Below are 12,472 nucleotides of genomic sequence, written 5' to 3'. Positions count from 1 at the left end.
TTCGCTTTCCCACCAAGGAGCCACCATGTCCTGCGTGCTGATGTGGTTTCGCAGCGACCTGCGAGTCCATGACAATACGGCGCTGGCTGCCGCGGCACGCCAGGGCCCGGTTGTGGCGGTCTTCCTGCGCTCCCTGCCCCAGTGGCAAGGCTACGGCCACGGCCCCAACAAGCTCGACTTCTGGGGCCGTGGCGTGGCGGCGCTGCGTGACGACCTGGCCGGCCTGAACATCCCGCTGCTGCACCGGGATATCGAAACCTACGACCAGGCCCCGGCGACACTGCTCGGCATCGCCCGGGAGACAGGGGCGCAGGGGCTGCATTTCAATCGCGAGTACCCGCTGGACGAACAGCGGCGCGACCAGGCCGTGGCGACCACCTTCGCCCGGGCCGGGCTCTCCGCCACGGGGCATCACGATGCCACGACCTTCGCCCCCGGCGAACTGCTGACGGGAAAAGGGGACTATTTCCGCGTTTTCACCCCCTTCGCCAAGGCTTGGCATCGACAGCTCAGCGCCGAGCGCCTGACCCTTCGCGATACCCCTCCTCCCCAGTCACCGCCGGCCATTGCCAGCGACCCACTGCCGCCCTCTCCCCATTTCGGTGAGCAGCCCGTGTCGACCGATGACTGGCCTGCCGGCGTGGAGCCGGCAGCCGACCGGCTCGAGCGCTTCCTGCGCTTTCGCGGACGCCACTATGCGCGGCAGCGGGATGTGCCAGCCGTCCACGGTACCAGCGAGCTCTCGCCCTATCTGGCGCTGGGGATGATTTCCCATCGCCAGTGCCTGCAGGCCGTGTTCGGCGAGAACCATGGCCGGTTGGCCGAAGGCGATGTCGGCCTCGTGGCCTGGGTGAACGAACTGGTCTGGCGCGAGTTCTACCAGCACGTGGCGGCAGGCTTCCCGAGGGTGTGCCGGCATCACGCCTTTCAGCAGCATACCGAAGCCCTGGCGTGGCGCAGGGACGAGGCCGGCTTTCGTGCCTGGTGCGAGGGTCGGACCGGCTACCCCATCGTCGATGCCGCCATGCGCCAGCTGGTGCAGACCGGCTGGATGCACAATCGCCTGCGCATGATCACCGCCATGTTCCTCAGCAAGCACCTCTTGATCGACTGGCGACAGGGCGAGGCCTTCTTCCTGCGGCATCTGGTCGATGGCGAATTCTGCGCCAACAACGGCGGCTGGCAGTGGGCGGCTTCCACCGGCACCGACGCCGCCCCCTATTTCCGCATCTTCAACCCCACCACCCAGTCGAGCCGCTTCGACCCCGAGGGTGCCTTCATCGCCACATTCGTGCCGGAGCTGGCCGCGCTTCCCCCCAAGGGCAGGCTGGCTCCGTCCGCGGAGCAGCGTCACCAGACCCGCTACCCACCGCCGATCGTCGATCACAAGGTCGCCAGGCTGCGCGCCCTGGACGCCTTCAAGGCACTGACGCCCGACTGATCCTTACCCACGGGAGAGCCACCCCATGAGCCAGGAACCTGCCCTGGAGGCCTTCTGCGCCTTCTTCAATAAGCTAGACACAACCTATACAAATAAACTGTACGAGGTATATACTGAGGACGTGGTCTTCACCGACCCTCTGCACCATATCCAGGGGCGGGATGCGCTGGAAAGGTACTTCCATGGGTTGTACGAAAATGTGACCGAGTGCAGCTTCGATTTCCACGACCGCCTGCACCAGGGCAACGAGGCCTGTGTGACCTGGACGATGCGGCTGATCCATCCGCGACTGGCTCGCGGGCGCCCCGTCTCGGTGGATGGGTGCTCGAGGCTGTCATTCCCGGCTGAAGACCCACGGCGGGTGTGTCGACATCGGGATTTCTTCGATGCCGGCGCCATGCTCTACGAGCACCTGCCGATTCTGGGCCCGACGGTTCGCTTGCTCAAGCGCCGCCTGGGCGAGTAACCGGCACCGCCCTGCGGTGCGCTCAGGGAGGCGGCATGGTGGCATTGAGTGGAAGGCGGGTTGTCTGGCTGACCGGAGCGACCTCGGGTATCGGCCGCGCCCTGGCTACGCGCCTGCTGGATGAAGGGCATCACGTGGCACTGAGCGCCCGTAGCCTCGACGCCTTGGCCGAACTCGCCGGAGACCGGAGCAATGCCCTGCTGCTGCCGGTGGACGTGAGCGACCGTGAGGCGGTACGCGCCGCGGGGGTCCATCTCGACGACCTGTTCGGCCGACTGGACCTGGCGATATTCAACGCCGGCACCTGCGAGTACGTGGACGCACGGCGGTTCGATCTCGACCTGGTGCAGCGGGTCTTCGCGCCCAATTTCTTCGGCGTCCTTCATTGCCTGGATGCCGCACTGCCGCTGCTGCGCAAGGCTCGCGCCGAAGGCAGTCGCCCGCTGATCGCCGCGACCTCCAGCGCCTCGGCCTACGTGCCGTTGCCCCGGGCGGCCGCCTACGGCGCATCCAAGGCCGCCCTGAGCCATTTCCTGGAGTCGCTGCGCCTGGACCTGTACGAGGAGGGCATCGATATCAGCCTGATCCACCCCGGTTTCGTCGAGACGCCCCTGTCGGCGCGCAACGACTTCCCCATGCCCATGCGAATCTCTGCCTCCGCGGCTGCCGACGCGATTCTCGACGGCCTCGAGCGCCGCCGCCTGGACATCCATTTTCCCCGCCGCTTCACCCTGGGAGTGCGACTGATGGGCATCCTGCCCCCGACCCTGCGTCATCGCCTGGGCCTTCGCCTGGTGCGCCCGACGTACAGTGAGCCCCGCCCATGACCGCCTCCTTCTCCCCCGGCAACCCAGGTTCGCAAGCCGCTCAGCACGTCGCCGTGGTGGGCAGCGGCATCAGTGGCATGGCCGCCGCCTGGTACCTCAGCCAGCGTCACACGGTGACGCTGTTCGAGGCCGCCGACCGGCTGGGCGGGCATACGGCGACCGTGGATGTGGAGCTGGAAGGCCAGCACCACGCCATCGATACCGGGTTCATTGTCTTCAACGACCGCACCTACCCTCATTTTCAGCGCCTGCTCGCCGAACTCGGCGTTGCCAGCCAGCCCACCGAGATGAGTTTCTCGGTGCATGAGACGCTGCTGGATTTCGAGTACAACGGACACACCCTGGGCTCCCTGTTCGCCCAGCGCAGCAACCTGCTGAGCCCCCGTTTCTATCGCCTACTGGCCGATATCCTGCGCTTCAACCGGCGTGCTCTTCACGAGCTGGAGAGTGGCAGCCTTGGCGGCGACATGAGCCTCGGTGACTACCTGGACCAGGCCGGCTACGGCCGCGATTTCCAGCGCCGCTACCTGCTGCCCATGGGCGCGGCCATCTGGTCGGCGAGTGTTCGCGACATGCGCACCTTCCCGGCCCTCTTCTTCCTGCGCTTCTTTCATCACCACGGCCTGCTTTCGGTCAACGACCGCCCCCAGTGGTACACCCTGGTGGGCGGCTCTCGCGCCTACATTCCGGCACTGACCGCGCCCTATGCCGAGCGCATCCGGCTGGCCACCCCGGTTCTCGGCATCCACCGTGGCCCGGAAGGCGTGTTCATCGATTCCCGGGCGGGCCGGGAACGGTTCGATCAGGTGGTACTGGCCTGTCATGCGGACCAGGCCCAGGGGCTGCTGGTGGACGCCACCCCCGACGAGCGCGACATACTCGCCGCGTTGCCGTATCGAGACAACGACGTGGTACTGCACACCGACACCCGGCTGCTGCCCCGCCGCCGCCGCACCTGGGCAAGCTGGAACTACCGCCTCGATGGGCGGAGCGAAGACGCCCGGGCCGCCGTGACCTACAACATGAACATCCTGCAGCGGCTCGATACCGCGCACACCTTCTGCGTCACGCTCAACGACAGTGCTGCCATCGACCCGACGAAGGTACTCGGCCGATTCCGCTACGCGCACCCCCAGTTCTCGCTGGCCGGGCAGGCGGCACAAGCCCGCCACGCCGAGATCTCCAGCGTGCACCGACGCACCCATTTCTGCGGCGCTTACTGGCGCAACGGCTTTCACGAGGATGGCGTGTGGAGCGCCCTGCGTGTGGCGCGCGCCCTCGGCTGCGACGAACAGCGGCCCCCGGCCGCTACGCCCCCGCTTGCCCTGGAGGCGTCGTCATGACCGCCGCCCCCCGGTCGCGGGTCTATCATGGCACCCTGCGACACCGCCGCTTCCTGCCGCGAGAGCATGCCTTCGTCTATCGGCTATGGATGGCCTGGCTCGACCTGGATGAACTGCCCACGCTGTTCGATGGCGTCCCCGGCTTCAGCGCCCGGCGGCCGGCCCTGGCGCGCTTTCGTCGCAGCGACTACCTGGCACCCCATGACCGGCCACTCAAGCAGGCGGTGCGAGAGGAGGTCGAGCGCCAGCTCGGTGTCGCCCCAGGGGGCCGCATCTGCCTGCTGACGCAGCTGCGTACCCTGGGCTCGGGCTTCAACCCCCTGTCGCTCTATTACCTCTACGACAGCGACGGAAGCTTGCGCGCCCTGCTCGCCGAGGTCACCAATACGCCCTGGGGCGAGCGCACCCGCTACGCCTGTCGCGTGGAGCCTGGCCGTCACCATCACACCGCCGGCTTCGACAAGACGCTGCATGTGTCGCCCTTCCACCCCATGGACATGACCTACCGCTGGCGTTTCAACACGCCGGGGGAGCGGCTGTTGATGCATATGGAAAACTGGCGGGAGCAAGAGCGACACTTCGATGCCACCCTGCTCCTCGCCGCCAGGCCGGCCACCCGCCGGGTACTGCTGGAGACCCTGGCGCGCCAGCCCTGGATGAACCTCAAGAGCCGAGCCGCCATTTACCTGGAGGCGCTACGCCTGTGGCGCAAGGGCGTGCCGATCCATGGCCATCCCGCCCGTTCCACCCGCGAGGAGACTTCACCGTGACGTCCTTACGTTCCGCTTCCTGCTGCCCGGTGCCGGCCGACGGCGGGCGCCTGACACGCTGGCTCCGGCCCCGGGTGATGGCCCAGCTCGACCGCCTGGAGGGCGGCCGGATCACCCTGATCGAAGGCAACCAGTGCCACCATCTCGGCCAGGACGGCCCATTGCGGGTGACGCTGGTGGTGCGCCATCCACGGGCGTGGCGGCGCCTGGCCCTGGGAGGCAGCGTGGGAGCGGCCGAAGCCTTTATCGACGGCGACTGGGATGCGGACGACCTGGTGGCGCTGATCCGCCTGTTCGCCGCCAATCTGGAGCGGGTCAATGGCGACCTGGAAAACGGCACCGCCCGGGTCGGCCGCTGGCTACTGGGAGCCCTTAACACCCTGCGGCGCAATACCCGCCGCGGCGCCAAGCGTCACATCGCCGCCCACTACGATATCGGCAACGAGCTGTTCGCCACCTTCCTGGATCGCGAACACCGGATGTATTCCAGTGCCGTCTTCCCCCATGCCGATGCGACTCTCGAGGAGGCCTCGACCCACAAGCTCGACCTGATGCTGGCAAAGCTCGACGTGCGACCGGAGCATCACCTGCTGGAGATCGGTACCGGCTGGGGCGGGCTGGCCATCCATGCGGCGAAGACGCGCGGCTGCCGCGTCACCACCACGACCATTTCCGCCGAGCAGTACGCCTATACGGCACAACGCATCCGGGAAGAGGGGCTGGAGGAGAGGATCACGCTGCTGCAGTTGGACTACCGGGAGCTGGAGGGGCGCTTCGACCGGCTGATTTCGGTGGAGATGATCGAGGCCGTGGGGCATCAGTACCTGCCGACCTACCTCAAGACGCTGGATCGGCTGCTGACCGACGATGGCCTGGCCCTGCTCCAGGCCATCACCATTCGCGACCAGCGCTTCGAAGCCGCCAAGCGCGAGATGGACTTCATCAAGCGACACGTCTTTCCCGGTGGCTTCCTGCCCTCCCACCGGGTGATCCTCGACGGCATGACACGCCACACCTCGCTCAACGTGCTGGCACTCGACGAAATCGGCCCCCATTACGCCCGCACGCTGCGGGAATGGCGCCATCGCTTCGAGGCGAACCTGGAGACGGTGAGAAAGCTGGGCTACGAGGAGCGCTTCATTCGCCTGTGGCGCTACTATCTCTGCTACTGCGAGGGAGGCTTTCTCGAGCGGACGATCGGCACCTGCCACCTGCTGCTGGCCCGGCCCGGCGCCCGTCCGGGACCGCTGAAAGGCCTGCCGTGATCGCAGGCAGCGATCAGGCGACGGGAGTGGTGCCCAGCGAGGCTGTCGACGACTGCCCAGCCAGGCTCTGCCAGTGCTCCTCCAGCGCCCCGACTGCCATCGGGCGGGCGAAGTAGAACCCCTGAACCAGACGACAGCCGGCATCGCGCAGGAAGTCGAGCTGCCCCTGGGTCTCCACTCCCTCGGCGATGACATCCAGCGACAGCCCCCGAGCCATGGCCAGCACCGCACTGACGATGGCGGCATCGGCGGGGTCGTCGGGCAGCGAGCGGATGAAGGCCCGGTCCAGCTTGATCTTGTCCAGCGGCAGGCGCTTGAGGTAGCCCAGGGACGAATAGCCGGTACCGAAATCATCAATGGCAATGCGGTGGCCACGCTCTCGCAGAGCCTCGAGGCGCGGCACGATATCGCCGGCGCGTTCGTCGAGCAGCACCGACTCGGTCAGTTCGAGACCAAGCTGGCCGGCAGCAATGCCGTGGCGGGCCAGGCCGGAGGAGAGCGCCGACTCCAGCTCGCCCTGAAACATCTGGATGGCCGAGATATTGATCCATACCGGCAGCTTGGGCATCCCCATTTCACGCCAGCGCGCCATCTGCCCCAGGGCCTCGTCGATGACCCAGTTGCCAAGCATGCCCATCAGGCCGTGCCGCTCGGCCAGGGGAATGAAGTCGCCCGGCGAAACGAGGCCGTGCTCGGGGTGCCGCCAGCGCAGCAGGGCCTCCAGTCCCACCACGAGGCCATCGCTGGTGCGATGCTGGCTCTGGTAATAGAGCTCCAGCTGGCCGCCGTTGGCCAGTGCGTCACGCAGGCTATAGACCAGCGCCATCTGCGGCGTGTCCTGGACGTCCAGTGCCGGCCGGAAGCGCTGGCTGACGTTGCGGCCGTGACGCTTGGCCGAGTAGAGCGCCGACTCGAGCCGCTGGAAGAGCACGCCGGAGTCGCTGCCGTCTTCGGGGGCCCGGCAGCTGCCGATCGACAGCCCCAGGCGCAGGGAACGGTGATCGATCTCGAAGGGCTCGCCCAGGTGTTCACGCAGGCCGGCAATCCACTTGTCATGGTCGTCGAAGGTGGTGGTGCGGATCACCAGGAATTCGTCGCCGCCCAGGCGCCCCACCACGCCACCCGCCACATGCCCCGCCAATCGCTGCCCGAAGCGTGCCAGCAGGCGGTCGCCCTGGTCGACGCCCAGGCTGTCGTTGACCGACTTGAAGCCGTCGATATCGATCATCGCCATGTCCAGGCTTTCTCCCGCCCGCAGGTGGCGCAGGCGCGATGTCATCAGGTCATGGAGCCGTCGACGGTTGGGCAATCCGGTCAGCGGATCCTCGAAGCCGATGCGCCGCAGGTCCTGCTCGCGGGCCTTGTGCACGGAGATATCGGTGAAGGTGCCGACGTAGTGGCTGATCCGTCCTTTCCGGTCCACCACCGCCTTGACCCGCAGCCACTCGGGGTACTCCTCGCCCTGCTTGCGACGGTTCCATATTTCGCCCTCCCAGCGACCCTTGCTTTCCAGGGTTTGCCAGAAGCGCTTGAAGAAGCTGGAATCGTGCCGGGACGCCACCAGGTTGGCGGCATTGACGCCACGCACCTCCTCCTCGGTGAAACCGGTTATCCGGGTGAAGGCGGGGTTGACCGCCAGGATCCGGTTCTCGGCATCGGTGATCTGCACCCCCTCTTCGGAGAGCATCAGCGCCTGCTGCATCAGGTCGGCATTCTGCCGCTCACGTCGCAGCTGTCGCCAGGCATGGGTCAGGCCGGCCGCCACGACGGTCACCGCCACCAGGCGCAGGCCCGCACCAGGCAGCCAGATGCATGCCGGCAGCGCAGCCATTGCGGCCCAGGTCAACGGGCGATTGATCGCGTAGGGTGACCACATGTCGTATCCCGGTCAGACGGATGGAGGGAAAAACGCGCCCGTGCTGCGCATCGACCTATCGAATAGAGTATCGACAGCTAGCGCCATCACTTTAATCGCTCCTGCACCTCGCGTCATGCCTGACGTGCAATCCCCGGCCTCGGCCAGTAGACTAGTCGGGGCCGCCCAGGGCGGGACGGCCCAAGAGCCAATGCCGCGTCCGCTATACTCGCGGGGAGGCCCACAACAACTGCGACTCGGAACGACTCAGTGACCAAGCAACACTCTTTCGTACGCGAAGAACTGCTGGCGTGCAGCCGCGGTGAGCTTTTCGGCCCCGGCAATGCCCAATTGCCGGCTCCCAATATGCTGATGCTCGATCGCATCACGCATATCCACGAAGCGGGAGGCCAGTTCAACAAGGGCGAACTGACCGCCGAGCTGGATATTCATCCCGACCTCTGGTTCTTCGATTGCCACTTCCCCGGCGACCCGGTCATGCCCGGCTGCCTGGGCCTGGACGCCATGTGGCAGCTGGTGGGCTTCTATCTGGGCTGGCTCGGCCACCCCGGCAGGGGGCGGGCACTCGGCTGTGGTGAGGTGAAGTTCACCGGCCAGATTCTGCCCGATGCCAAGAAGGTCACCTACCAGATCAACATCAAGCGCATCATCACCCGGCGCCTGATTCTGGGCATGGCCGATGGTACAGTGACTGTCGACGGCCGCGAAATCTATCAGGCGAATGACCTGCGTGTCGGCCTGTTCACCTCTACCGCGAATTTCTGATCAGGAGGCTTCCATGCGACGAGTGGTAGTCACCGGCCTGGGCATCGTATCTTGCCTGGGCAACGACCGGCAGGCGGTCGTCGAGGCGCTAAGGAACGGGCGCTCGGGCATTCGCTTCAAGGAAGAGTATGCCGAACGCGGCTTTCGCAGCCAGGTGGCTGGGGCCGTGGATATCGATCTCGATAGCCTCATCGACCGCAAGCTGCGCCGCTTCATGGGCGACGCGGCGGCCTATGCGTATGTCAGCATGGCCCAGGCCGTCGAGGATTCGGGGCTCACACCGGAACAGGTCTCCCATGAGCGCACCGGCCTGATTGCCGGCTCCGGCGGCGCTTCCAGCGCCAACCAGGTCGAAGCCGCCGATGTCATGCGCGAGAAAGGCCTGCGCCGGGTCGGTCCCTATCGGGTCACCCGCACCATGGGCAGCACCGTTTCCGCCTGCCTGGCCACGCCCTTCCAGATCAAGGGGGTCAACTATTCGATCTCCTCGGCCTGCGCCACCTCGGCCCACTGCATCGGCAACGCCATGGAGCAGATCCAGCTGGGCAAGCAGGACATCGTCTTCGCCGGCGGCGGCGAGGAGGAGCACTGGACCCTCTCCTGCCTGTTCGATGCCATGGGCGCCCTGTCGACGCACTACAACGACACGCCCGAGAAGGCCTCACGGCCCTACGACAAGGCCCGCGACGGCTTCGTCATCGCCGGTGGCGGTGGCATGCTGGTGCTCGAAGAGCTGGAACACGCCAAGGCCCGCGGCGCGAAGATCTACGCCGAGCTGGTCGGCTATGGCGCCACCTCCGACGGCCACGACATGGTGGCCCCGTCGGGTGAAGGCGCGACTCGCTGCATGCGCCAGGCACTCGCCACGGTGGAAGGCGATATCGACTATATCAACACCCACGGCACCTCGACCCCGGTGGGTGATGTCGCCGAGCTCAAGGCCATCCGTGCGGTGTTCGGCGACAGCACGCCGGCCATGAGCTCCACCAAGTCGCTGACCGGTCACTCGTTGGGGGCCACCGGCGTACAGGAAACGATCTATTCGCTGCTGATGATGGAAAACGACTTCATCGCCGCCTCGGCCAACGTCGAGGAACTCGACGACCAGGCCGCCGGCTTCGATATCGTCACCAGCCGTCGCGACGGCGTATCCATCGACCGCGTGCTCTCCAACAGCTTCGGCTTCGGCGGCACCAACGCCTGCCTGGTACTCCAGCGTTATCGCGACTGAGCCAGTGTATTACTGACATCTGTCGCACCCTGAAAAAGGCGTCCGCTTCGCGGACGCCTTTTTCGTGACCCGGTTTTTTCCTGACCGGCAGACTTATGACGCGGAGCGGACACTCCTCCCGCGGGCAGGCGCAGGGGCCTCGGGCCGCGGCACTTCGGAAATCTCCGCCAGCCGCGCCTCGATCCATGCCTCCACCTCGACCAGCACCTCTTCGGGCGTGCGGCCCTCGGTGGCAATGGGCTCGCCCACCACCACGCTCAGCAGCCCCGGGTTCTTGACCCAGTGCCGACCCGGCCAACGCTCGCCGGCGTTGTGCGCCACCGGCACCACAGGCACCCCGGCACGACAGGCGATCACCGTACCGCTCTTGTTGTAGCGCCTGCGCTCGCCGGGCGCCACCCGGGTACCCTCGGGGAAGATCAGCACCGACAGGCCCTCGTTCAGGCGCTGTACGCCCTGGGTCAGGACCTGGCGCATGGCCCGGGCCGGCTTCGAACGGTCCAGTGCAATGGGGTGCAGCAGGCGCAACCCCCAGCCGAACAGGGGAATCCTCAGCAGCTCCTGCTTGAGCACCGTGCACACCGGCGGCTTGAGCACCTGCAGATAGATGGTTTCCCATTCACACTGATGATTGGCCAGGATCACGCAAGGCCCTTCCGGCAGATGCTCCCTGCCGCTGACCCGGTAACGCACGCCACAGGTCCAACGGAACCAGGCGGTAATGAAGTGGTTATAGAGATTGAGCAGCCGGTAACGGGTCGGCAGCGGCATAAGCGGTGCCACGGGCAGGAAGAGCCCCCCGCAAACCAGGATGGCGAGGAAATAGCCCAGGTAGAACAGCAGGCTGCGAATCACATTCATGGGTGAGCGTCACCCTCCTCGAGCGGTTGCCGCGCGTGACACCACTCGTCCAGCAGACGCCCCACCTCCAGCCGCCAGGGCTTCTGGTGAACGCCGAAGGCCTCCAGCACGCGCCGGCAATTGAGCACGCGTCGCAACGGCTGGTCGTGATGATGCTTGAGCGCCTTCACCTCCCCCAGCGCCACCTGTTCCCCCAGCCCCTCGAGGCGAGTCGACAGTTGCGTGCGAACCATGGTGGTGAAGGTATAGGCGCTGACCGGCTCCGTGCCCGCCAGGTGATAGGCGCCCCAGGCAGTGGAGCCGCAGCCGAGCTGGTGAAGCATGCCGATCAGTGCCATGGCCACGGCATCCGCCGAGGTGGGGCAGAAGATGACATCCTGGGCGGCACGCACATCCTCTCCGCCCATCAGGCTGTCGATCACACCGCTCAGCCAGGCATGCCCCCCCTCCAGGGCAAACAGCGGCCCCAGCCGTACGATCAGATGCCGGGGGTGACTGCTGCGGATCCGATCCCCGATGGCGATCAGGCGCCGCAGGCTCTCGTCCCGCGGCGCCGGGATCACATGCTCATCGATCGGGGTATCGAAGCCATCCTGGTAGAGCTGATCGGAGACGCACCAGACCAGCGGCATATCGATCTCGCGGCAAGCCGCAAGGACGACATCCACACCTTCGCCATGGCTCACTACCGCGGAGGGATCGATCTCCATCGGCGCCGACAGCGGCGGTATGATCACCGCATCCGGCTGCAGTTCGCGCAGGTAGGCGGCATCGACGGCGATACCGGGCTCGATAACCAGCTCGGTATCGCTTCTACGGTGCGCCACCCGGGCCAGTGCCAGGTTCAGGCAGTGACCGGCATCCAGTATCAGCAGCTTCACTCAACGCCTCCGCCCGTCATGACATGGGCACTCAGAACGGGAACATCAACTTATCTGAATCTGTGCAATAGATTCGCCACTGATTCCCCTTTAACAACAATGACATAAAGCACCTCGCTAGTCAATAGTCAACAAAAAGTGTGCAAGAAACTAAGCTGGGCCCCGTTCTTGGGACATTTTTGAACACTTTCTCGCCACGAAAATTTAACCCATTTATATCAACAGGATAGCCAAGGCCAGGGGCGGTGTACACCACGGAGATTACAACCTGACCTTGAAACGAAAGACACGATCATCAGGGCTGGGGGGATAGCCCGAAGCAGTTCCTCGTTCTATGCCTACTGCCCGCCGCCTCCTGAGCCATTTGAGGTCCTTCGTACCAGCGTCGACGAGTATATCATTCACATCACAGAGCACACGTGGCGGTCACTATGACTCCCATCGCCGCCAGACCTGATGCATGCAACATCGCTTAATAAGGTTAAGCACCCCAACCTGCCCCCCTTGACGTTCCTAGGACCGTGCATGGTGGCTTACCGCTGGGACGCAAAAACAGAATACAGGCTCAAGCAACTACCCACCGAAGTGGTTATGGTACCCCCATGGACGGGGTCAATGTAGATCTACCAGATTAGTTGACAGATGACACAGATGTAAGCAGTAGCTGATATTCGATAGGCGCTAACGCTTCTCATTGCGTGAAATCCTAGATACAGAAGATGAAGATGGTGCGTAACACAATGAAA

General features: G+C 65.4%; 11 protein-coding genes. 8 read left to right on the top strand and 3 right to left on the bottom strand.

The annotated features are described in order from the left end of the window. Nucleotides 1–25 precede the first annotated feature (25 nt). The 6 genes from phrB (at nt 26) to LY622_RS06015 (ending at nt 6,112) form a co-directional block, all read left to right on the top strand. Nucleotides 26–1,441: a deoxyribodipyrimidine photo-lyase gene (gene phrB, locus LY622_RS06040; RefSeq protein WP_234290059.1), complete on the top strand. Its 1,416-nt coding sequence runs from the start codon at nt 26–28 to the stop codon at nt 1,439–1,441. A 25-nt stretch (nt 1,442–1,466) separates the two neighbouring features. Then, a complete protein-coding gene (locus LY622_RS06035; RefSeq protein WP_234290058.1) occupies nt 1,467–1,907 on the top strand; it encodes a nuclear transport factor 2 family protein in 441 nt (146 codons plus the stop codon). A gap of 35 nt (nt 1,908–1,942) precedes the next feature. Further along, on the top strand, nt 1,943–2,734 hold the full coding sequence (locus tag LY622_RS06030) for an SDR family NAD(P)-dependent oxidoreductase (protein ID WP_234290057.1): 792 nt from the start codon (nt 1,943–1,945) through the stop codon (nt 2,732–2,734). Next, the gene (locus LY622_RS06025; RefSeq protein WP_234290056.1) at nt 2,731–4,077 is read left to right on the top strand and encodes an NAD(P)/FAD-dependent oxidoreductase; all 1,347 of its coding nucleotides are present in this window, start codon (nt 2,731–2,733) and stop codon (nt 4,075–4,077) included. Before LY622_RS06030 ends, LY622_RS06025 begins: the two co-directional genes overlap by 4 nt. Beyond that, the gene (locus tag LY622_RS06020) at nt 4,074–4,847 is read left to right on the top strand and encodes a DUF1365 domain-containing protein (protein WP_234290055.1); all 774 of its coding nucleotides are present in this window, start codon (nt 4,074–4,076) and stop codon (nt 4,845–4,847) included. Before LY622_RS06025 ends, LY622_RS06020 begins: the two co-directional genes overlap by 4 nt. A gap of 77 nt (nt 4,848–4,924) precedes the next feature. Then, the gene (locus LY622_RS06015) at nt 4,925–6,112 is read left to right on the top strand and encodes an SAM-dependent methyltransferase (protein WP_234290124.1); all 1,188 of its coding nucleotides are present in this window, start codon (nt 4,925–4,927) and stop codon (nt 6,110–6,112) included. A 13-nt stretch (nt 6,113–6,125) separates the two neighbouring features. Here the strand turns inward: LY622_RS06015 and LY622_RS06010 are convergent, their stop codons facing one another. Continuing rightward, nucleotides 6,126–7,988, bottom strand: a complete 1,863-nt coding sequence (locus tag LY622_RS06010) for a putative bifunctional diguanylate cyclase/phosphodiesterase (protein ID WP_234290054.1) — start codon at nt 7,986–7,988, stop codon at nt 6,126–6,128. A gap of 249 nt (nt 7,989–8,237) precedes the next feature. On the opposite strand from LY622_RS06010, the gene fabA reads away from it, so the two are divergent. After that, entirely contained in the window at nt 8,238–8,753 is a 516-nt protein-coding gene (gene fabA / locus LY622_RS06005; RefSeq protein ID WP_234281047.1) for a 3-hydroxyacyl-[acyl-carrier-protein] dehydratase FabA, read from the top strand. A 13-nt stretch (nt 8,754–8,766) separates the two neighbouring features. Further along, nucleotides 8,767–9,984: a beta-ketoacyl-ACP synthase I gene (gene fabB / locus LY622_RS06000; protein ID WP_234290053.1), complete on the top strand. Its 1,218-nt coding sequence runs from the start codon at nt 8,767–8,769 to the stop codon at nt 9,982–9,984. A gap of 93 nt (nt 9,985–10,077) precedes the next feature. Here fabB and LY622_RS05995 read toward each other — a convergent pair whose 3' ends face one another. Both LY622_RS05995 and LY622_RS05990 read right to left on the bottom strand, forming a co-directional pair. Continuing rightward, nucleotides 10,078–10,845, bottom strand: a complete 768-nt coding sequence (locus LY622_RS05995) for a lysophospholipid acyltransferase family protein (RefSeq protein ID WP_234290052.1) — start codon at nt 10,843–10,845, stop codon at nt 10,078–10,080. Then, nucleotides 10,842–11,726: a sugar nucleotide-binding protein gene (locus LY622_RS05990; RefSeq protein WP_234290051.1), complete on the bottom strand. Its 885-nt coding sequence runs from the start codon at nt 11,724–11,726 to the stop codon at nt 10,842–10,844. Before LY622_RS05990 ends, LY622_RS05995 begins: the two co-directional genes overlap by 4 nt. Between the last annotated feature and the right edge of the window lie 746 nt (nt 11,727–12,472).

The sequence above is a fragment of the Halomonas alkalisoli genome (assembly GCF_021412585.1).
GTDB classification, from domain to species: Bacteria; Pseudomonadota; Gammaproteobacteria; order Pseudomonadales; family Halomonadaceae; genus Halomonas; species Halomonas alkalisoli.
The sequence above is the reverse complement of the archived record's forward strand: the minus strand, read 5'-3'. Positions and strand labels throughout refer to the sequence as shown.

What these genes read in the sequence shown, in the direction of transcription:
- fabB (WP_234290053.1), top strand. Translation starts at nt 8,767, where the DNA reads ATGCGACGAGTGGTAGTCACCGGCCTGGGCATCGTATCTTGCCTGGGC.
- LY622_RS06025 (WP_234290056.1), top strand. Translation starts at nt 2,731, where the DNA reads ATGACCGCCTCCTTCTCCCCCGGCAACCCAGGTTCGCAAGCCGCTCAG.
- LY622_RS05995 (WP_234290052.1), bottom strand. Translation starts at nt 10,845, where the DNA reads ATGAATGTGATTCGCAGCCTGCTGTTCTACCTGGGCTATTTCCTCGCC.
- phrB (WP_234290059.1), top strand. Translation starts at nt 26, where the DNA reads ATGTCCTGCGTGCTGATGTGGTTTCGCAGCGACCTGCGAGTCCATGAC.
- LY622_RS06035 (WP_234290058.1), top strand. Translation starts at nt 1,467, where the DNA reads ATGAGCCAGGAACCTGCCCTGGAGGCCTTCTGCGCCTTCTTCAATAAG.
- LY622_RS06030 (WP_234290057.1), top strand. Translation starts at nt 1,943, where the DNA reads ATGGTGGCATTGAGTGGAAGGCGGGTTGTCTGGCTGACCGGAGCGACC.
- LY622_RS06015 (WP_234290124.1), top strand. Translation starts at nt 4,925, where the DNA reads ATGGCCCAGCTCGACCGCCTGGAGGGCGGCCGGATCACCCTGATCGAA.
- LY622_RS06020 (WP_234290055.1), top strand. Translation starts at nt 4,074, where the DNA reads ATGACCGCCGCCCCCCGGTCGCGGGTCTATCATGGCACCCTGCGACAC.
- LY622_RS06010 (WP_234290054.1), bottom strand. Translation starts at nt 7,988, where the DNA reads ATGTGGTCACCCTACGCGATCAATCGCCCGTTGACCTGGGCCGCAATG.